Origin of the sequence: Streptomyces aquilus, from assembly GCF_003955715.1 — a bacterium.
GTDB classification, from domain to species: domain Bacteria; phylum Actinomycetota; class Actinomycetes; order Streptomycetales; family Streptomycetaceae; genus Streptomyces; species Streptomyces aquilus.
Map to the genome: position 1 here is coordinate 6,500,406 of NZ_CP034463.1, position 20,218 is coordinate 6,520,623.

18 protein-coding genes and 1 pseudogene are annotated in these 20,218 nt (G+C 70.8%); 12 read left to right on the forward strand and 7 right to left on the reverse strand.

The annotated features are described in order from the left end of the window. The first annotated feature begins 108 nt into the window (after positions 1 to 108). The 4 genes and pseudogenes from EJC51_RS30035 (at position 109) to EJC51_RS30045 (ending at position 3,030) form a co-directional block, all read left to right on the forward strand. Entirely contained in the window at positions 109 to 822 is a 714-nt protein-coding gene (locus EJC51_RS30035; RefSeq protein ID WP_425276811.1) for a phosphatase PAP2 family protein, read from the forward strand. Further along, positions 815 to 1,957 (forward strand): decaprenyl-phosphate phosphoribosyltransferase, encoded by a 1,143-nt coding sequence (locus tag EJC51_RS30040; RefSeq protein WP_244362909.1) that lies wholly within the window; start codon positions 815 to 817, stop codon positions 1,955 to 1,957. The genes EJC51_RS30035 and EJC51_RS30040 overlap by 8 nt, the downstream gene beginning before the upstream one ends. A gap of 66 nt (positions 1,958 to 2,023) precedes the next feature. Beyond that, positions 2,024 to 2,131: pseudogene (locus EJC51_RS49625) on the forward strand (GtrA family protein); the annotation flags it as partial. After that, positions 2,119 to 3,030 (forward strand): YihY/virulence factor BrkB family protein, encoded by a 912-nt coding sequence (locus tag EJC51_RS30045; protein ID WP_126273931.1) that lies wholly within the window; start codon positions 2,119 to 2,121, stop codon positions 3,028 to 3,030. The pseudogene EJC51_RS49625 and the gene EJC51_RS30045, both read left to right, overlap by 13 nt. Here the strand turns inward: EJC51_RS30045 and EJC51_RS30050 are convergent. Then, on the reverse strand, positions 2,984 to 4,264 hold the full coding sequence (locus tag EJC51_RS30050; RefSeq protein ID WP_244362911.1) for a D-alanyl-D-alanine carboxypeptidase family protein: 1,281 nt from the start codon (positions 4,262 to 4,264) through the stop codon (positions 2,984 to 2,986). The two genes, EJC51_RS30045 and EJC51_RS30050, sit on opposite strands and share 47 nt — an antisense overlap. A gap of 91 nt (positions 4,265 to 4,355) precedes the next feature. Between EJC51_RS30050 and EJC51_RS30055 the strand changes: the two genes are divergently transcribed. From EJC51_RS30055 to EJC51_RS30070, 4 genes are all read left to right on the forward strand, one after another. After that, a complete protein-coding gene (locus EJC51_RS30055; RefSeq protein ID WP_079311805.1) occupies positions 4,356 to 4,598 on the forward strand; it encodes an SCO4848 family membrane protein in 243 nt (80 codons plus the stop codon). Between the two features lie 42 nt (positions 4,599 to 4,640). Then, entirely contained in the window at positions 4,641 to 5,885 is a 1,245-nt protein-coding gene (locus tag EJC51_RS30060; protein WP_126273933.1) for a metallophosphoesterase, read from the forward strand. Between the two features lie 206 nt (positions 5,886 to 6,091). Further along, positions 6,092 to 7,648 carry an ABC transporter substrate-binding protein gene (locus EJC51_RS30065; RefSeq protein WP_126273934.1) on the forward strand — a complete coding sequence of 519 codons (1,557 nt, stop codon included), beginning with the start codon at positions 6,092 to 6,094 and terminating at the stop codon, positions 7,646 to 7,648. Between the two features lie 95 nt (positions 7,649 to 7,743). Next, positions 7,744 to 8,145, forward strand: coding sequence for an ATP-binding protein (locus tag EJC51_RS30070; RefSeq protein ID WP_126273935.1), 402 nt, complete (start codon positions 7,744 to 7,746; stop codon positions 8,143 to 8,145). 69 nt (positions 8,146 to 8,214) lie between these two features. On the opposite strand, the gene EJC51_RS30075 is transcribed toward EJC51_RS30070, so the two are convergent. Beyond that, complete coding sequence (locus EJC51_RS30075) at positions 8,215 to 9,654, reverse strand: sensor histidine kinase (RefSeq protein WP_126273936.1); 1,440 nt, start codon at positions 9,652 to 9,654, stop codon at positions 8,215 to 8,217. Next, positions 9,651 to 10,340, reverse strand: coding sequence for a response regulator transcription factor (locus tag EJC51_RS30080; RefSeq protein WP_126273937.1), 690 nt, complete (start codon positions 10,338 to 10,340; stop codon positions 9,651 to 9,653). Before EJC51_RS30080 ends, EJC51_RS30075 begins: the two co-directional genes overlap by 4 nt. A gap of 168 nt (positions 10,341 to 10,508) precedes the next feature. Between EJC51_RS30080 and EJC51_RS30085 the strand changes: the two genes are divergently transcribed. Continuing rightward, complete coding sequence (locus EJC51_RS30085) at positions 10,509 to 12,917, forward strand: MMPL family transporter (protein WP_126277183.1); 2,409 nt, start codon at positions 10,509 to 10,511, stop codon at positions 12,915 to 12,917. Positions 12,918 to 12,923: 6 nt separating this feature from the next. On the opposite strand, the gene EJC51_RS30090 is transcribed toward EJC51_RS30085, so the two are convergent. Together EJC51_RS30090 and EJC51_RS30095 are read right to left on the reverse strand one after the other, a co-directional pair. Next, positions 12,924 to 13,670: a TetR/AcrR family transcriptional regulator gene (locus EJC51_RS30090; RefSeq protein WP_126273938.1), complete on the reverse strand. Its 747-nt coding sequence runs from the start codon at positions 13,668 to 13,670 to the stop codon at positions 12,924 to 12,926. Between the two features lie 26 nt (positions 13,671 to 13,696). Next, the gene (locus tag EJC51_RS30095; RefSeq protein WP_126273939.1) at positions 13,697 to 14,107 is read right to left on the reverse strand and encodes a VOC family protein; all 411 of its coding nucleotides are present in this window, start codon (positions 14,105 to 14,107) and stop codon (positions 13,697 to 13,699) included. A gap of 131 nt (positions 14,108 to 14,238) precedes the next feature. Between EJC51_RS30095 and EJC51_RS30100 the strand changes: the two genes are divergently transcribed. Genes EJC51_RS30100 through EJC51_RS30110 form a run of 3 tightly spaced genes read left to right on the forward strand, consistent with a single transcriptional unit; the run spans position 14,239 to position 17,571 of the window. Further along, complete coding sequence (locus tag EJC51_RS30100; protein ID WP_126273940.1) at positions 14,239 to 14,649, forward strand: hypothetical protein; 411 nt, start codon at positions 14,239 to 14,241, stop codon at positions 14,647 to 14,649. Between the two features lie 46 nt (positions 14,650 to 14,695). After that, positions 14,696 to 15,088 (forward strand): hypothetical protein, encoded by a 393-nt coding sequence (locus EJC51_RS30105; RefSeq protein ID WP_126273941.1) that lies wholly within the window; start codon positions 14,696 to 14,698, stop codon positions 15,086 to 15,088. Then, entirely contained in the window at positions 15,088 to 17,571 is a 2,484-nt protein-coding gene (locus EJC51_RS30110; protein ID WP_126273942.1) for a DUF4132 domain-containing protein, read from the forward strand. The genes EJC51_RS30105 and EJC51_RS30110 overlap by 1 nt, the downstream gene beginning before the upstream one ends. Positions 17,572 to 17,700: 129 nt before the next feature. Here EJC51_RS30110 and EJC51_RS30115 read toward each other — a convergent pair whose 3' ends face one another. Further along, positions 17,701 to 18,462 carry a succinate dehydrogenase iron-sulfur subunit gene (locus tag EJC51_RS30115; RefSeq protein WP_079311794.1) on the reverse strand — a complete coding sequence of 254 codons (762 nt, stop codon included), beginning with the start codon at positions 18,460 to 18,462 and terminating at the stop codon, positions 17,701 to 17,703. Further along, a complete protein-coding gene (gene sdhA, locus EJC51_RS30120; protein ID WP_126273943.1) occupies positions 18,462 to 20,216 on the reverse strand; it encodes a succinate dehydrogenase flavoprotein subunit in 1,755 nt (584 codons plus the stop codon). Before sdhA ends, EJC51_RS30115 begins: the two co-directional genes overlap by 1 nt. Between the last annotated feature and the right edge of the window lie 2 nt (positions 20,217 to 20,218).

The window sequence follows — 20,218 nt, forward strand, 5'->3', positions numbered from 1 at the left end:
TTTTCAAACATCCCTGGACATTCATCCTCTCCCCGAAATGGGTGATTAATGGGATGTCGCTCAATATTGCCGGAGCTCGGGCCGTGTCGGCGTGAACAGTGAGTCCACATGGACCCCTTCGACGATCCAGGCGGCCTCGACGACACCGGTGTCCTCGGCGTACGCCATGGCATGGAACGGCGAATCCTTTCGGCGTTCAGGGCGTACGGTGCCGACCCGCGCGTCGGTGCCGCCGCGCGCGCCCTGTCCTGGGCCGGTGAGCACGGGGCGCTGTGGCTCGCGGCGGGCCTCGCGGGAGCCGCCGTGGACGGCGCGCGACGCGGCGCCTGGTTGCGCGGGACAGCGCTCACCGCGGGCGCGCACGCCATCAGCATGGGCGTGAAGAGGGTGGTGCGGCGCCCGCGCCCCGCGCACGTCGATCCCCTCGTGCGCACCGCCGGCCGCTACTCCTTCCCGAGCTCCCACGCGACCTCCGCGGCGGCGGCCGCGGTGGCGTTCGGGACGCTGGGGGCGTGCGCGGTATGTAGGGGGCGCCTTCCGGCTGGCACGCGCCCTGGACGCGGCCTTACGCCGGTCACCTATGGCGCGTGCGCCACCGACCTCACGCCGGTCAGCCACGCCGCTCGCGCTACCTGCCTCACTCCCGTCACCCGCGCCGCTCGCGCCACCCGCCTCCTCCTCCCACCCCTCGCCGTCGCCATGTGCCTCTCGCGCCTCGTCGTCGGCGTCCACTACCCCTCCGACGTAGCGGCCGGCGCGGCGCTGGGGGCGCTCACGGCGCGTTTCGGAGCGCGCTGGATCCGAGGGGGCGCGCATGACTGAGACCGTGCCGCACCCCAACAACGGGCGCCCCAACAGCGGGCATTCCGACAGCGGCACACGTTCCGACGGCGCGCCCCCGAACACCCCTACGCCCCCCACCACCCCCACGCCCTCCCACACCTCCGCACCCCCCACCACCCCCACGCCCTCCCACACCTCCGCACCCCCCACCACCCCCGCCCTCCTCGGCCAACGCACGCCCCCACGACACCCCGCACCACCCCACCCCCACCCCCGCCCCCACTCCGTCCTCCACGGCCTCCTCAAGACCGCCCGCCCCAAGCAGTGGGTCAAGAACCTTCTCGTCGTCGCCGCCCCCGCGGCCGCGGGCCAGCTGTTCACCCGGCACGCGCTCAGCCAACTCGCGCTGGTCTTCGCGCTGTTCACGGCGTGCGCCGCCGCCGTCTACCTGATCAACGACGCCCGCGACGCCGAGGCCGACCGCGCCCACCCCACCAAGCGCCACCGCCCGGTCGCCGCCGGACAGGTCCCCGTACCCGTCGCGTACGGAGTCGGAGGCGTCCTCGCCGTCCTGGCGCTCGCCCTCGCCGGCTGGCTCACCCCGCCCCTCGTCCCGGCCCTGCTCACCGCCTATGTCGGCATGCAACTCGCCTACTGCGTCAGCCTCAAGCACGTCCTGGTCGTCGACCTCGTCGTCGTCACGACCGGGTTCCTGATGCGGGCGATGGTCGGCGGGCTCGCCCTCGGGATTCCACTGTCACGCTGGTTCCTCATCACGACCGGCTTCGGGGCGTTGTTCATGGTGGCGGCCAAGCGCTACTCCGAAGCCGTGCAGATGGAAGGAACGGCGGGCGCCACGCGCGCGTTGCTCACCGAGTACACGACCGGCTATCTGCGCTTCGTCTGGCAGCTGGCGGCCGGGGTGGCCGTCCTCGGGTACTGCCTGTGGGCCCTGGAGGGCGACGGCACGCATGCCGTGCCGACAGCCACCGGCCTGCTGCCCTGGCGCCAGCTGTCCGTCGTGGCGTTCATCCTCGCGGTCCTGCGGTACGCCGTCTTCGCCGACCGGGGCACCGCGGGCGAGCCCGAGGAAGTCGTCCTCGGCGACCGCGCCCTCGCCGTCATCGGCCTGGTGTGGCTGGGGATGTACGGGCTGGCGGTGGCCCATTGGTAGATCATCCGGCCCATTCGTAGATCACCCGGCCCGTTGGCGAACCACTCGGTCCGCCGGGACCGGACCGGCATGGCGCCCGCCACTGTCCTGCGCTTTTGGGGTACTCGTACATGGGTCTTCAGGACGTGGGCATACCTGGGTCACCGAGCACAGAGGCGGACATGGACTGGCTGAAGAAGCTCCCCGTAGTCGGACCGGCGTTCGTCCGGCTGATGGCCACGCACGCGTGGCGGTCGTACGAGCGGCTGGACCGGGTGAAGTGGACGCGGCTGGCCGCCGCGATGACGTTCATCAGCTTCATCGCCCTGTTCCCGCTGCTGACCGTGGCCGCCGCGATCGCCGCCGCGACTCTCAGCGAGTCGCAGCAGCAGGACCTTCAGAACAAGATCGCAGACCAGGTGCCCGGCATCTCCGACCAGCTGAACATCCACGGCCTGGTCGAGAACGCCGGCGCCATCGGTCTCATCGCCGGCGCCGTGCTGCTGTTCACCGGCATCGGCTGGGTCGGCTCGATGCGTGAGTGCCTGCGCGCGGTGTGGGAGCTGCCCGACGAGGAGGTGAACCCGCTCCTGAGCAAGGCCAAGGACACCGGCATCCTCGTCGGCCTCGGCGGCGCGCTCCTGGTCACGATCGCCGCGTCCGCCGTCGGCTCCGCCCTGGTCGGCTGGATCAGCGACCAGATCGGCATCGACCGGGAGGGCTGGGGCGCCGTGCTGCTGCGGATCGCCGCGTTCCTGATCGCCGTGCTGGCCGACTTCCTGTTGCTGCTCTACGTCCTCACCCTGCTGCCGGGCGTCGAACCGACCCGCCGCCGGCTGCTGGTGGCGGCGCTGATCGGCGCGGTCGGCTTCGAGCTGCTGAAGCTGCTGCTGAGCGGCTATATGCAGGGCGTGGCCACGAAGAGCATGTACGGCGCCTTCGGCGTCCCCGTCGCCCTGCTGCTGTGGATCAACTTCACGTCGAAACTCGTCCTGTTCTGCGCCGCCTGGACGGCGACGCAGAGCGCGGCGGACGAACTGCCCGAGGTCAGCGACGACGACGTACGAGATCCGGCAGCGGCCACCGGCGGTTGACCAGGAACGCGCCCGCCGCCAGCAGCGCCAGCACCCCGCCGGTGATGGCGAGGGCGATGCCCATGCCGCCGGAGCCGGAGGCCGCCGTGGCGCTCGCCACCGGCTTGGCGGAGGACCCGCCGCCACCGACCGCGCCGCCCGCCTCGCCGGAGGCCGTGGCACCCGGCTGGGCGCTCGGCTGCGCGGCGCTCTTCGGCGGGACCAGCTCGCCCACCGGGGCGACCTTGCCGGCGGCCTTGAAGCCCCAGTCGAAGAGCTTCGCGGTCTCCTTGTAGACCTCGTCGTGCTCGTTCTTCGCCGGGTTCATGACGGTGACGAGCAGCACCTTGCCGCCCCGTTCGGCGACGCCGGTGAAGGTGGCGCCCGCGTTGGTGGTGTTGCCGTTCTTGACGCCCGCGATGCCCGGGTAGACGTCGACGTCGGAGTCGGTGCCGGACAGCAGCCGGTTGGTGTTCTGGATCTCGAAGGACTCGCGGACCTTCTTGCCTTTCTTGTTCTTCTTCGTCTCGCCCGGGAACTTCGCGCTGACCGTCGAGCAGTACTCGCGGAAGTCCTTCTTCTGGAGCCCGGAGCGGGCGAACAGTGTCAGGTCGTACGCGCTCGACACCTGGCCCTCGGCGTCGTAGCCGTCGGGGCTGACCACGTGGGTGTCGAGGGCCTGAAGCTCCTCGGCGTGCTCGTTCATCTCCGCGACCGTGTGCTTCACGCCGCCGTTCATCGCGGACAGCACGTGCACGGCGTCGTTGCCGGAGCGCAGGAAGACACCGAGCCACAGGTCGTGGACGGTGTACTTCTCGCCCTCCTTTATGCCGACCATGCTGGAGCCGACGCCCATGCCGGCGAGGTCGGAGGGGACGACCTTGTGCTCGGTGGTGCTGGGGAACTTCGGCAGGACGGTGTCGGCGAACAGCATCTTCAGGGTGCTCGCCGGGGCCAGCCGCCAGTGCGCGTTGTGCGCGGCGAGCACCTCGCCGGACTCGGCGTCGGAGACGATCCACGACCGCGCGGTGAGGCCCTTGGGCAGCACCGGCACCCCGCTCGCCAGGTTGACCTGGGTGCCGGCCTGCCCGAGCCGGGCGCCGCCGACCGTCGACATCTTCGCGGGCGGGGTGGCCGAGGGAGACGTCGAGGGGCCGGGCGCGGCGAGCACGGGGCCCGCGGTCAGCGCGAGGGACGTCAGGGTGGCGGAAACGACCAGCAGGCATCGCCTGGTGGTCTTCTTGGGTGCGGACACGGTCGGAAACGTACATGCCACCGCCCGTGAAGTCCCACTGCCCTCCCCACCCCGGCCGAGGAACCAGACACCTGGCGGAGATACTGGACGCATGAAGCTCAGCCGCCCCGTCTCCTGGTTCCTGCTCGCCTTCGGGGTGTGGAGCTGGGTCATCTGGATCACTTTCGTCAAGAATCTCGTCAAGGACGGCAGCGGACTCGCGTTCGACGACGCGGGCGACCCGACCGCGTACTTCTGGGTGCACCTGACGCTCGCCGTCGTGTCCTTCGTATTGGGGACGGTCGTCGGCCTCATCGGGTTGCGCGGGGTGCGTGCTTTGCGCCAGACGTCATAGCGGGCCCGTTCTCCGCACACGACAACAAAGGGATACGACTCCGTGGTCATCGTCTTCGCCGTGCTGGCCCTGGCCGTCCTGGTGGCCGCCAACTGGTACCTGTGGCGCCGTCTGTTCCGCGACACGACGAGCGGCCCGGGCCGGGGCCGGCGGGTCGGCGTGGCGGTCGTCGCCGGCGGCTGGCTGCTGGCGATCGGCGCCCTCGTGGGCGAGCGCACCGGAGCGCCCTTCTGGCTCCAGCAGACGCTGGCGTGGCCCGGTTTCCTGTGGCTGGCGCTGTCGATCTACCTGCTGCTGGGCGTGGTGGCGGGTGAGGTCGTACGACCTCTGCTGCGCCGCTTCCTGGAGCGACGGGACCGGCGGAAGGCGCCCGTCGCGGCCGTCGCCGTACCGCAACCGGAGCCCGTACCGGCGGGACCGGCCCCGGAAGAGCCCGCCGAGCCCGCGTCCCCCCGTCTCCTCGCCGCCCCCTCCCGGCGCCTGTTCGTCTCCCGCGTGGTCGGCGGAGCGGCCGCCGCGGCCGCGGTCGGAACCGTCGGTTACGGCACGTACGGCGTGCTGCGCGGGCCGCGGGTGAAGCGGGTCACCGTGCCGCTGGCCAAACTGCCGCGCGCGGCGCACGGGTTCAGGATCGCGGTGGTCAGCGACATCCACCTGGGCCCCGTGCTGGGCCGCGGCTTCGCGCAGAAGGTCGTCGACACGATCAACTCCACGCAGCCCGACCTGGTCGCGGTCGTCGGCGACCTGGTGGACGGCAGCGTGAAGGACCTCGGCCCGGCCGCCGCCCCGCTGTCGCGGCTGACGGCGCCGGCCTACTTCGTCACCGGCAACCACGAGTACTTCTCCGGCGCCGAGCAGTGGGTGGAGGAGGTGCGCCGGCTCGGACTGCTCCCCTTGGAGAACGCCCGTACGGAGCTGCGCCATTTCGATCTCGCCGGCGTCAACGACATCGCCGGCGAGAGCGAGGGCCAGGGCCCCGACTTCGGCAAGGCGCTCGGCGACCGTGACACCACGCGCGCGTGCGTGCTCCTTGCCCACCAGCCCGTGCAGATCCACGACGCCGTCGAGCACGGCGTCGACCTCCAGCTCTCCGGCCACACCCACGGCGGCCAGCTCTGGCCCGGCAACCTCATCGCCGAAGCCGCCAACCCGACCGTCGCGGGCCTGGAACGCTACGGCGACACCCAGCTCTACGTCAGCCGCGGCGCGGGCGCCTGGGGGCCGCCCACGCGCGTGGGCGCGCCCTCGGACATCACGGTGATCGAGCTGGCGTCCCGGCAGGCGTAGAGCCCTGTCCCGCAGCCGGCTTGAAACCTTTCGCGGCGGACTCTGTGCGAGCCCTGTGAAACTCTTCGGTAACGCCTTGCGGCAATGACTTTCTCAACTCTCAAGATCCCTCTTCCCCCGGAGAAACCCGTGTGATTAGGTGAGCCGCGCCGCTAGGGGAGTGGCATATGCGCTGGGGGCCGTCAGGGGCCCGGGGAAGGAAACCGATGCGATCGGTTCGCATACGGATTCTCGCGACGCTGCTCGTGCTGGCGGCCGTGGGAGTGGGCGGCTGGCAGCTGATGCCGTCGCAGGAGGACAAGGACAAGACGATCAGGGTCGGTACGACGGACGTCGTCACGTCCCTCGATCCGGCCGGCGCCTATGACGCCGGGTCCTGGGCCCTGTTCAGCAATGTCTTCCAGTCGCTGCTGACCTTCGAGTCGGGCGGCGCCACGCCGGTGCCCGACGCGGCGGAGAGCTGTGCGTTCGTGGGCAGCGACCTCAAGACGTACCGCTGCCGACTGCGGAAGGACCTCAAGTTCCCGAGCGGGCGCGCGATGACCGCCGAGGACGTCAAGTACTCGTTCGACCGGGTCAAGAAGATCAAGTCGGACGTCGGCCCGGTCTCCCTGCTCGACACCCTCAAGTCGGTGACGGCCCAGGGTCTGACGGTCACCTTCCACCTCTCCTCCCCGGACGCCACCTTCCCGTTCAAGGTCGCCACCGGAGCCGGTTCGATCGTCGACCGCGACAAGTACCCCGCGGACGGCCTGCGCAAGGACAACGGCGTGGACGGCACCGGCCCGTACGAGTTGCAGTCGTATACGAAGGACAAGAAGGTCACCCTCGCGCCCAGCAGCCGCTACAAGGGCGCGGTGAAGGACGCCGGGCGCCCGGTCGAACTGCTCTACTACAAGGACGCCGACAAGCTGAACGCGGCCTGGAAGGCCCGGCAGATCGAGGTCGCCACCCGGCAGCTGCCGCCCGAGGTGCTCGCCGGGCTGAACCCCAGCGACCCCTCGATGCGCGTCTCCGAGGCCGACAGCTCCGAGGTCCGCAACCTCTACCTCAACACCCGCTCCTCCTCGCCGCTGCACGACACCAAGGTCCGGCAGGCCATGGCCTGGATGATCGACCGGGAGCGGCTGGCCGCCACGGTCTACGAGGGGACCGTCGACCCCCTCTACTCGCTGATCCCGGCGGGCATCACCGGCCACACCACGGCGTTCTTCGACGCCTACGCCAAGCAGAGCACCGCCAAGGCCAAGGCCCTGCTCACCGAGGCCGGGGTGACGCTGCCGGTGAAGTTCACCTACGGGTACGCCACCGGTCGCGGCGCCGCCGACAAGGAGGCCGCCGAGCTCAAGAAGCAGCTGGAGGCGGGCGGGCTGTTCAAGGTGACGCTCAAGCCGTACGAGTGGACCGCCTTCCAGAAGGCGTGGGCGACCGGCAAGCTCGACGCCTACGCGGTCGGCTGGGTCGCCGACTTCCCCGACCCGGACACCTACGGCGGACCGCTCGTCGGCACCGACGGCACCATGAACACCGGCTACAGCAGCAGCGAGGTCGACAAGCTGATCCAGGCCAGCCAGCAGTACGCCGACCGCGCCGACGCCGCGGAGGACTTCCGGTCGATGCAGGACGCCATCGCGCGCGATGTGCCGGTCATCCCGCTGTGGCAGGCCAAGGAATACGTCGTGAGCAGCGAGGACGTCGGCGGTGGCCAGTACCTCTCGGACGGCACCGGTGTCTTCCGGCTCTGGCGTCTGAACTGGATCTGACGCGAACTCGCGGCATGACATTCGCCCGAGTGACGCGGGGCGGGCGCCCGACGCAGCACCATGTGACGGAGGTGTGCGTGGGGTGAGGAGCAAACGTGTTGAGACGCAACTCCTTCCGGCTGCCCCGGCACCCGGCCTCCGTCGGTCTGGCGCGGCGCCGGGTCCGGGACCATCTGGCCGACTGGGGGCACGGCCATGACGACCCGGCCCTGGCGGACGCGGTGCTGCTGGTGTCCGAGCTGGCCACCAACGTCGTACGCCACGGGCCGCTCCTGGAGCGCGAGTTCGAGGTCGCGGTGACCGCCCTCGCCGACGGCTCCTGCCTCATAGAGGTCTCCGACGAGGGCCAACTGGAGCCGCGGCTGCGGCTGGTGGGGGAGTGGGAGGAGTCCGGGCGCGGACTGCACCTGGTGGAGAACGTCGCCGCCGCGTGGGGGGTGTGGAGCCGGGGACGGCACGGCCAGACGGTGTGGGCCCTGGTGCTGGCCCCCACATAGGCACACGCGCGGGGCGCCTACGAGACACCCACACGCGCGGGACGCCTACGAGGCATACGCGCGCGGCGCCTACGTCCGCGACGGCAGCATCACCGTCACCGCCAGCCCCTCGCCCGGCGCCGTCCGCACCGTCACCCGGCCGCCGTGCGCCTGCACGACCCCCTGCACGATCGCCAGCCCGAGCCCGCTGCCAGCGCCCCTGCCGGCCCGGAAGAACCGGTCGAAGACGCGAGCGGCGTCCTCCTCGGCGAGGCCCGGACCGTCGTCCGCCACACACAGCCGTACGGCCCCGTAGGCCCGCTCCACCCCGAGTCGCACCGGCACGTCGGCCGGGGTGTGCGTGCGGACGTTGCCCACCAGGTTGCCCAGGACCTGTCGGAGCCCCGCCTCGTCGGCGTGCACCAGCAGCGCCCCGTCGGCGTCGACGCTGATCGGCCGCTCCGGCTGCTGCACCCGCAGGTCCTCGGCCGCGTCCCGCACCAGCCGGGTCAGGTCGACGTTGCGGAAGCGCAGCTCGGGCCGCTGGTCGAGGCGGGCCAGCGTGAGCAGTTCGTCCACCAGGCGCCCCATCCGGTCGGCCTCGGCCATCACCCGCCCCCAGGCGCGTTTGCGCTCGTCGGGGTCCTGGAGCATCCCCTGGTCGTACAGCTGGAGATAGCCGCGTATCGCGGACAGCGGCGTGCGCAGTTCGTGGGAGGCGTCGGCGACGAAACGGCGCAGCTGGGCGGCGCTCTGCTCGCGGGTGCGGTAGGCCGACTCCACCTGGTGGAGCATCGAGTTGAGGGCGGTGCGCAGCTGCTCGACCTCCAGGGTGGCCTCCCGGCTGGAGGGGACGCGCCGGGTCAGGTCACCCTCGGCGATGGCCGACGACGTCTCCACCATGTCCTCCAGCGGCCGCATCCGGCGCCGCACGCTGAACATGGTGAGAACGGCCAGCAGCGCCAGCAGCAGGGTGCCGATGGCGAGGTCGAGCCGGACGGCTTTGCCGATGCCCTTGTGGACGGCCTCGGTGGAGGTGGCGAACAGGATGTACGTGCCGTCGGTGAGCCGGGTGGCGGTGGCCCGGTAGGAATCCCCGCGCACCTGGATGTCGTGCGGCTCGGGATCGGCGGCCAGCGCGCGCGGGTCGTCCACCGCGTCCGCGAGGTCCTTCTGGAGGGCGCTCGGGGTGAAGTCGCCCAGGGAGATGGCGTCGCCGCGCGTGTCGACGACGCTGAGGATCTGGTCCGGACGCGCCTCCCTGTCGTCCTGGAGCAGGAACCGCTCCCGGACGATCGCCAAGGTGCTCAGGTCGTCGATCATCTGCATGGTGAGGCGTGAACTGCTCATCGTCTCCCGCGACTTGGCGAGATCGGAGTCGATCTGGTCGAGCAGGTAGTACCGCATGCCCATCACGCTCACCGCGGTCGCCGCGACGATGCCGAGCGCGAGCAGCGCCACGTTCGCCAGCGTCAGCTTCGCGCGCAGCGAGTGGATGCCGCGTTTGCAGCCCAGCCTGCGGAGCCTCATGCCAGTCCGTATCCGACGCCGCGCCGCGTGGTGATCACCGGCGGTCCCAGGGTGTCCAGCTTGCGCCGCAGATAGCTGATGTAGGTCTCCACGACGGTCGACTCGGTCGGCGTGTGCTCGTACTGCCAGACATGGCGCAGGAGTTGCTCCTTGGGGACGATCCGGCCGCCGTTGCGCACCAGGAAGCGCAGCAGTGCGTACTCGGTGGGGGTGAGCTCGACCGAGCGGCCCGCGCGGTGCACCGAATACGTCGTCTCGTCCAGCTCCAGGTCGCCGTAGCGCAGCAGCGGCCGCTGCGGCAGCACGTCGGCGGAGCGGGTCCGGCGCAGGACGGCGGTGATCCGGGCGACGACCTCGTCGATGTTGAACGGCTTGGTGATGTAGTCGTCGCCGAAGCCGAGGGCGCCGACGACCTCGGCGGGCGAGTCGCGGGCGGTGAGGAACACCAACGCCAGGTCGGGCCGCTCGGCGCGCAGTTGCCTGCCGAGGGCGCGGCCGTCGCCGTCGGGCAGCATCACGTCGAGCAGCGCCGCGTCGGGCCGGGTGCGCTCGGCGAGCGCCAGGGCCTCGCGGACGGTGCCCGCGACCATCACCTCGAACCGGTGGTAGCGCAGCGCGATGGCGAGGACGTCCGCGATGCTCTCCTCGTCCTCCACGACCAGCACGGTGCCTGGAGCCGTCGTCATGCCCCCAGTATCGGCGGCCCCACTGACAGCCGGGTGGTTCGGTGCTTTGGAGTTCCTTGAGAGTCGGTGGGCTTCGGTGTCCCCCGCGCGTGCGGCGCCGCCAGTCTTGTTGCCCAGGACCTGGGGGACCGACCGACAACCGACTGGGGAGTGTTGAGCGTGGCGGCATTGGCACGATGGTGCTATCGGCATCGGCTGGTGGTCCTGTTCTTGTGGGTGGGGGCGTTGTTCGGTCTGGGCTTCTCGGCCTCGACGGCGGGCACGAACTACGCGAACGTCTTCTCCCTCCCGGACACGGACTCCAAGAGCGCGTACGACCTGATGGAGAAGGCCTTCCCGAACACCTCGGGCGACACCGACACCGTGGTGTGGAAGGTCGACGGGGGCTCGGTGAAGGACCGGGCGGTCCAGGACCGGATCGAGCCGGCCCTCGAAAAGATCGCGAAGATGCCCGGCGTCGGCGCGGTGACCAGCCCCTACGACACTCAAGGGGCCGCGCAGATCAGCAAGGACGGCAAGATCGCGTACGCGCAGCTGACCTTCGCCAAGCGCGCGAACGAGGTGCCCAAGGAGCTCGTCGAGGACGTCGTCGACACCGCGCAGGCTGCTGAACGGGACGGCCTTCAGGTCGAGTTGGGCGGTCAGGCCATCCAGCGGGTGCAGGAGCCGCCGCAGGGCCTGTCGGAGATGGTCGGCATCGTCGCGGCGGCCGTCGTGCTGTTCCTGGCCTTCGGCTCGCTCTTCGCGATGCTGCTGCCGATCGCGATCGCCGTGTTCGGCGTGGGCATGGGCCTGTTCTCCACCCAACTGCTCAGCCACGCCACCGACATCCCGGACATCGCCCCGCTGCTCGCCTCCCTGATCGGCCTCGGCGTCGGCATCGACTACGCCCTGTTCATCGTCACCCGGCACCGGCGCGGCATCCTGCGTGGCATGGACCCGGAGGAGTCGGCGGTCACCGCCCTCAACACCTCCGGCCGCGCGGTGCTGTTCGCGGGCGGCACGGTCTGTATCGCGCTCGCCGGCATGCTCGTGACGCGGCTGCGTTTCCTGGACGGCGTGGTCGTCGGCACCTCGCTGACGGTCGTCCTGAGCGTGCTGGCGGCCACCACGCTGCTGCCGGCCCTGCTCGGGCTGCTCGGCCCGCGCGTCCTCAGTCGCCGCCAGCGCCGGAAGCTGGCAGCGAACGGACCCGAGCAGGAGAAGGCGAGCGGCCTCGCCGCCCGCTGGTCGGTGAACGTCCAGAAGCGCCCCCGCAGGATCGCCGCGCTCGCCCTCGTCGTCATGGCCGTCCTCGCCATACCGGTCCTCTCGCTCCGCCTCGGCGCGACCGACCAGGGCAACGACGACGCCTCCACGACCACCAGGAAGGCCTACGACCTGCTCGCCGAGGGCTTCGGCCCGGGCTTCAACGGCCCGCTCCAGGTGGTCACCGACGGCGGGGACACGACCGCGCTGGTCAAGGGCCTCGATTCGGCCCCCGGTGTCGCCCGGGTCGCGGCGCTGCCGCCCGCGAAGGGCGTCACGGTGATCCAGGTCGTGCCGACGACGTCACCGCAGTCCAAGGAGACCGACGACCTGATCGACACCCTGCGGGACGACGTGATCCCGCAGGCGGGCGCCCAGGCCCACGTGGGCGGCGTGACCGCCGTCTCCAAGGACTTCGCGTCGGTCACCGGCGACCGCCTGCCGCTGTTCATCGCGACGATCATCGGCCTCGGCTTCCTGCTCCTGCTGGTCGCCTTTCGCTCCCTGGTCGTCCCGCTGACGGCCGCCCTGATGAACCTGATCGCCGCGGCGGCCTCCTTCGGTGTCCTCGTGGCGGTCTTCCAGTGGGGCTGGGGCCTGGAGATGCTGGGCCTCGGCAAGGAGGGCCCGATCAACGCCTTCCTGCCGGTCATCATGCTGTCGCTGCTCTTCGGCCTCTCCATGGACTACCAGGTGTTCCTGGTGAGCCGGATGCACGAGGAGTGGGTCCACACCAAGGACAACGCGCGCGCGGTGCGGGTCGGTCTGGCGGAGACCAGCCGGGTCATCAACAGCGCGGCCCTGATCATGGTCTGTGTGTTCCTCGCCTTCGTCCTGAGCGGCGACTCGGGCGCGGCGATGGCGGGTGTCGGGCTGGCGGCCGCGGTGGCCCTGGACGCGTTCGTCCTGCGTACGGCGCTGGTGCCGGCCGCGATGCATCTGCTCGGGAACTCCAACTGGTGGCTGCCGGGGTGGCTGGAGAAGCGGCTGCCGCACCTCGCGGTGGAGCCCAAGGAGGACGAGCCCGACCCGGTGGCGGCGACCCCGGACGGCCCGGCTTCGGCCGTCCACGGCTTCGTCCGCGACGAGGACGGCGCGCCCGTCGAGGGCGCGGCGGTCACGCTGCTCACGCGCGGCGGCCGCCAGCTGGACCGGGTGGTGTCGCTGGCCGACGGCTCCTACATCGTGTCGGTCCCGGCGCCGGGGACGTATCTCCTGGCGGCGACGGCGGCTTCGTACGGCTCACGCGCGGGGCACGTCGTCGTCGGGGAAGGACCGCTGGTGTACGACGTGGAGCTGGCCGACGGTGAGGTCGACGCCGTCAACTGAGGTGGACTACTCGGGCCTCCTGCCGGGGTCGGGCATCATCTTCGTCATCCCCGGCAGGAAGTCCGTGAACAGCTCGTGCACCTCCCGCACGAGCGGCCGCAGCACCCGGAACCGGGCCAGCGCGACCCCGCGCGCGGTGAGCCGGGCCCCGCGCTCGGCGAGCCGGTAACTCCGCTCCCGCCCCGGCGTCCGGTCGAAGATCCAGTACAGCACGAGCCCCATCTGGGACAGCCACATCAGCTCGGGCAGCACGTCCCGCAGTTCCTCGGGCACCTTGGTCCTCGTCCCGGCGAGCACCTGGCGGTGGACGGAGATCGCCTCCACGCGCGCGTGCTCCGACTCCTCGGAGAACGGGCTGAGCGGGCTGTCGGGGTCGGCGGCGTTCTTGAAGAACTGCACCGCGAACTCGTGGTACGGCGTGGCGATGTCCAGCCACGCCCGCAGCACGCCCGCCAGCCGCGCCTCCAGGTCGGTCTCCCGCGCCAGGACCTCCCGGACCGCCACCTGGTGCTCGGCGGCGATCCGGTCGTAGAAGCCCTGGATCAGGTGTTCCTTGCCCTCGAAGTAGTAGTACGCGTTGCCGACGGAGACCCCGGCCTCCTTGGCGATGGCCCGCATGGTCGTCTTGTCGTAGCCGCGCTCCTGGAACAGCCGCATGGCGGTCTCCAGGATGAGGGCACGGGTCTGCTCGGACTTGCTGGACGGCGCGGCGCCGTCGTCGTCTTCTGCGTTCTCTACGTTCTTCGCGGGCACGGTACGAGAGCCTAAAGGCACCCGTGTCACGACCTGCGACCGAGCTCCGGACGCTTGGTGTAGTCGGTGAACCCGAGGACGTTGCCCCAGGGGTCGGCGACCTCCACGGTCCAGCCGGTGGCCACGGAGAACGGCTCGTCCAGCAGCGCGATCCCGGCGCCGCGCAGCGTGCGCGCGGCCACGCGCGCGTCCGGCACCTCCAGCCACACGCGCGGGGACGGCCACGGCGGCGGACGGTGCCCCACCGCCTCCTCCTGCCGGAGCAGGATCCCGGGCATCTCCCCGCCGACCTTGAGCCCCGCGATCCCGGCCTCGTCGAGCCGGAACCCCACCGTGAACCCCGCGCGTTCATAGAACCCGACGGCCTCGCCGAGATCGCCGACGGGCAGCAGCACGTTGTCGAAACCGAGCAGTTCGTACGACTCGTCATCTGACATGCGATCAGATTAGGTGCGGGGATGACGGTTGCCGGGCGGACCGCCCACGAGGTCACTCATTGGGCCGAGAAACCACGCCCCGCGTCGGTACGCTGAGCCCTCGCCGGCGGCGTACGACGGAGGGGACGGGGATGGTTCCGGGAGCAGAGGCCTTCTTCGGCGAGGTACGGGCGGCGTTCGCCGGGACCGCGCGCAGACTGGCACTGGAGGGTCCGTCGCAGACCGCGGACCGGCATCTCGCGGTGGTGACGTACACCGGCGCCGACGTGCGCTACAAGGCCGTCCTCGGGCTGTGGGCGGGCGACGTCGAGATCCACGTCTGCCGGGACGCCGAGGCCACCGAGTGCAAGGTCGGCGTCGAGAAGCTGGCGCGGGCCGCGGGGGTCGGGGGCGCGGCCACGTTCGGCGCCCGCAGCATGCGCCAGCTGCGGAAGTCCCTGACCAGCCAGGTCCGTTACGTCGAACTCGTCCATCCGCTGGTCACCGTCGAGCTGATGCGGGCGGCCGGGGCGCGGGAGTGGAGCCGGCCGCTGGTGCGGTGAGCCTGCGGGACCGGCGTTGTCAGTGGCGGGCCGTACTGTCGGCGGCATGGGATTCGTGACGTTCGTCGACGAGACGACAAGCGGGGGCCGCAGCGACGGCTGGGGGCTGGACATCGCCGAGGAGCGGCTCAGCGTGCGGGAGTTGATCCGCCGCCGGGTCGTCCAGGAGGTCGCCGAGTACAACGCGCGCACGCCCGAGGTCTTCCAGGGCCTGGTCCAGCCCGAGGACACCGAGCGCGTGCTCAACGGCTACGCGCTGCGCACGCCCCGCCGCATAGACCCGGAGAAGCAGACGGCCCTGGCGCTGAAGGCGTTCGCGGGCAACGGCTTCCTGGTGCTCGTCGGCGACCGTCAGGTGACCGAGCTCGACGAGGAGATCGAGCTGGGCCTGTCGACCGAGGTCACGTTCCTCAAGCTCGTGGCACTGGTGGGTGGCTGATGACCGAGCCGACCGAGGGCCGCGCCGAGCTGATCCAGGACGTTCTCGCACTCCTCGCGGCTGAGGACGCCGAGCGTGTCGTGCCGCGGCTGCTGGAGCTCGCCGAGCTGGTCGCAGGCCCGTGGGGCGGGCCCGAACAGGCGGTCCTCAAGGAGCTGCGCCTGGTCGAAGCCCCGTTCCGGCCCGCGCTGCTGCACCGCCTGGCCCGGCGCTACTTCGAGCTGGAGCCGGGCGCGGACGGCCGTCGGCACATCATGCACATGCTGGCCAACCTGCGGGACCGGACAGACGACGACCATCCGCGCGACCTGCGACCCGCTCTGATCGCGGTGCTGTCCGAGCAGGAGGCGCATCACGACGTGACTCAACTCCTGCGGCTCACCGAGCTGGAGCGCGCCGACGGCCATGAACTCCCGGGCGACTTCGTCGCGTTGCTCCGCCGTACGCGACTGACGACGTGGAGCGGGAAGGGGAGGCTGGGCCCCCTGGTCGCGACGCTCACCCACCCCGTGGTGAACCCGGGAGAGGCCTGGTCCGACCAGGCCCTCGCCGACCTGGCGGAACGGGACGAGAGCTGGTCGCGGCTCGTCGCCCACGCGGCCACGGCCACGGCCGCCCGCCCCTCCGCCCCGTGGGAGAAGACCGGGCGGGCGCTCGTCGAGGCCGTCGGCGCGGAGCCGGTGCGGGAACGCCTGACGGACTGGCTGCGCCTGGTCGGGCGCCCCCGCACCCGCCCCCTGCTCGTGCCGGCGTACGGCACGGACCCCAACGCCACCTTCGACCCGTACAACGCCGACGTGCTGCGCGGACTGACCTGGCTCCTCTCCTTCCTGCCCCCGCACCCCGAGACCGCCCGCACCCTGGGCGCCCTCGTCGAGACCTCGCTCAAGAAGGTCTCCGGCCTCGGCCCGGTCAACCCCAAGGTCGCCAACGCCGCTGTCACCGCCCTCGCCCGCGTCGACAGCGAGCCGGCCCTCGCCGAACTCGCCCGCCTCGCCACCCGGGTCACCTACAAGGGCACGCTCAAGCTGCTCGACACCTCACTCGACGCGCGCGCCGAGGCCATGGGGCTCAGCCGCGAGGAGACCGAGGAACTGGCCGTCCCCGCCTACGGGCTGACGGAGGTCGGCCGTGCCGAGCACCACCTCGGCGAGAGCACGGCACTCATCGGGATCAGCGGCACCAAGGCGACGCTGAGCTGGCGCAACGCCACCGGAAAGGCCGTGAAGAGCGTCCCCGCCGACGTCCGCCGCGACCACCCCGACGAGCTCAAGGACCTCAAGGCGGCCGTCAAGGACATCGACAAGATGCTCTCGGCCCAGAGCGAGCGCCTGGACCGCCAGTTCGTGGCCCGCCGCACCTGGACCTACGCCGCCTGGCGCGAGCGCTACCTCGACCACCCCCTCGTCGGCACCCTCGCCCGCCGCCTCCTGTGGACCGTCGACGGCACCACGGCCGGCTACGCCGACGGCGCCCTGCGCACCCTCACCGACGCCCCCGTGGACAGCGGCACCGAGGTCACGCTCTGGCACCCCGTCGACCACGAACCCGCCGAGATCGTCGCCTGGCGCGACTGGCTGGAGAGGCACGGCATCACCCAGCCGTTCAAGCAGGCCCACCGCGAGGTGTATCTGCTGACGGACGCGGAACGCGCGACGGGCACCTACTCCAACCGCTTCGCCGCGCACTACCTCCGCCAGCACCAGTTCCACGCCCTCGCGGCGGTCCGCGGCTGGCGCAACAAGCTGCGCCTGAACGTGGACGACGAGGCGCCGCCCGCCACCCGCGAACTGCCCGCGTGGGGCCTGCGCGCCGAGTACTGGATCGAGGGCGACGGCGGCGAGCACCACGACGACCTCACGGACTCCGGCAGCTTCCTGCGCCTGCGCACCGACCAGGTCCGCTTCTACCCGATCGACGCGGCGGAGAACTCCGCGCACTGCTGCGGCGGCGAGTACCGCATGCGGATGCACGGCGGGGCAGCCCTGGCCGACCCGCTGCCCCTGACCGACATCCCGCCCCTGGTCCTGTCCGAAGTCCTGCGCGACGTGGACCTGTTCGTCGGCGTGGCCAGCGTCGGCAACGACCCGACCTGGCAGGACGGCGGCCCCGGCGGCCGCTTCCAGGAGTACTGGACGGCGTACGGCTTCGGCGAACTCGGCGAGAGCGCCGAGACCCGCCGCGCCCTGCTGGAACGCCTCATACCCCGCCTGGCGATAGCCGACCGCTGCACGCTGGAGGGCCGCTTCCTCCAGGTCAAGGGCGACCGCCACACGTACAGGATCCACCTGGGCTCGGGCAACATCCTGCGCACCCCGAACGACCAGTACGTGTGCATCGTCCCCCGGTCCAACCCCGCGGCCCCGCAGGCCGGCTACCTCCCCTACGAGGGTGACCGGATGCTCGCGGTCATCCTCAGCAAGGCGATGATGCTGGCCGCCGACACGAAGATCACGGACCGGACGATCCTGAGCCAGCTGTAGTCACTGCCGGTCGACACCGCCGCGGACGAGCTCCAGTGCGACGGCGGCGTGTGGCGTCGACGCCAGGGCCCCGTTCCCAACGGGAACGGGGCCCTCACGGCCGTACGGAAAGCCGTACCGCGAACGACCTCAGAACCGGCGCGTGATCAGCGCCTTCTTGACCTCGGCGATCGCCTTCGTGACCTCGATGCCACGGGGGCAGGCGTCCGTGCAGTTGAACGTGGTGCGGCAGCGCCACACGCCGTCGCGGTCGTTGAGGATCTCCAGGCGCTGCTCGCCCGCCTCGTCACGGCTGTCGAAGATGAAGCGGTGCGCGTTCACGATCGCCGCCGGGCCGAAGTACTGGCCGTCGTTCCAGAAGACCGGGCACGAGGACGTGCAGGCGGCGCACAGGATGCACTTCGTCGTGTCGTCGAAGCGCTCGCGGTCCTCGGCGGACTGCAGACGCTCGCGCGTCGGCTCGTTCGTCTCCTTCGTGATGAGGAAGGGCATCACGTCGCGGTACGCCTGGAAGAACGGCTCCATGTCGACGACCAGGTCCTTCAGGACCGTCAGACCCTTGATCGGCTCGACCGTGATCGGCTTCTCGGGGTTGATGTCCTTGATGAGGGTCTTGCAGGCAAGACGGTTCTTGCCGTTGATCCTCATGGCGTCCGAGCCGCAGATGCCGTGGGCGCAGGAGCGGCGGAACGTCAGCGTGCCGTCCAGGTCCCACTTGATCTTGTGGAGGCCGTCGAGGACACGCTCCTTGGGGTCGATCTCCAGCTGGAAGTCTTCCCAGGTCGCCTCGGCCGAGACCTCCGGGTTGAAGCGGCGGACCCGGAAGGTGACGGTGATGTAGGGAGAGGCCGCGGACTCCGCCTCGACCTTGTCCAGAACAGGGGTAGCCATCAGTACTTACGCTCCATCGGCTGGTAGCGGGTCTGGACGACCGGCTTGTAGTCGAGACGGATGGACTCGGTGCCGTCGTCGCCGACCTCGCGGTACGCCATGGTGTGGCGCATGAAGTTGACGTCGTCGCGGTTGGGGTAGTCCTCGCGGTAGTGACCGCCGCGGGACTCCTTGCGGGCGAGGGCCGACACCGCCATGACCTCGGCGAGGTCCAGCAGGTTGCCGAGCTCGATCGCCTCCAGCAGGTCCGTGTTGAAGCGACGGCCCTTGTCCTGGATCGCGACGTTCCGGTAGCGCTCGCGCAGCTCCGCGATCTTCTCGACCGCCGTCTTGATCGTCTGCTCGGTGCGGAACACCATGACGTTGGCGTCCATGGTCTCCTGAAGCTCGCGCCGGATGACCGACACGCGCTCCGTGCCCGTCGAGTTGCGCAGCCGCTCGACCTGCTCGACCACGAACTCCGCCGGGTTCTCCGGCAGCTCGACGTACTCGGCGCTCTGGCTGTACTCGGCGGCGGCGATGCCCGCACGGCGGCCGAACACGTTGATGTCCAGGAGCGAGTTGGTGCCGAGACGGTTGGCGCCGTGCACCGAGACGCAGGCCACCTCGCCGGCCGCGTACAGGCCCGGGACGACCGTGGTGTTGTCCGCCAGGACCTCACCCTCGACGTTGGTCGGGATGCCGCCCATGGCGTAGTGCGCGGTGGGCTGGATCGGGATCGGGTCCGTGTACGGCTCGATACCGAGGTAGGTGCGCGCGAACTCCGTGATGTCGGGCAGCTTCGCGTCCAGCTGCTCCGGGGGAAGGTGCGTCAGGTCCAGGTAGACGTGGTCGCCCTCGGGACCGCAACCCCGGCCCTCGCGGATCTCCGTGTAGATGGAGCGGGACACGACGTCACGGGACGCGAGGTCCTTCATGACCGGCGCGTACTTCTCCATGAAGCGCTCGCCGTCCTTGTTGCGGAGGATGCCGCCCTCACCACGGGCGCCCTCCGTCAGCAGGATGCCCATGCGCCAGATGCCGGTCGGGTGGAACTGGAAGAACTCCATGTCCTCCAGCGGCAGCCCACGGCGGTACACCGCGGCCTGGCCGTCACCGGTCAGCGTGTGCGCGTTCGACGTCACCTTGAAGAACTTGCCGGTGCCGCCGGAGGCGTAGATCACGGCCTTCGCCTGGAAGACGTGGATCTCGCCGGTCGCGAGCTCGTACGCCACCACACCGGCCGACTTCTTGACGCCGTCGACCTCGGTGATCAGCTGGTCGAGGACGTAGAACTCGTTGAAGAACTCCACGCCCTCCTTCACGCAGTTCTGGTACAGCGTCTGGAGGATCATGTGGCCGGTGCGGTCGGCCGCGTAGCAGGACCGGCGGACCGGCGCCTCACCGTGGTTGCGGGAGTGACCGCCGAAACGGCGCTGGTCGATCGTCCCGTCGGGCGTCCGGTTGAACGGCAGGCCCATCTTCTCCAGGTCGAGGACGGCGTCGATGGCCTCCTTCGCCAGGATCTCGGCGGCGTCCTGGTCGACCAGGTAGTCACCGCCCTTGACCGTGTCGAAGGTGTGCCACTCCCAGTTGTCCTCCTCCACGTTGGCCAGCGCGGCGGCCATGCCGCCCTGCGCGGCGCCCGTGTGGGAGCGGGTGGGGTACAGCTTGGTCAGCACGGCGGTGCGGCTGCGCTTCGTCGACTCGATGGCGGCGCGCATACCGGCGCCACCGGCGCCGACGATGACGGTGTCGTACTTGTGGATCTTCATGA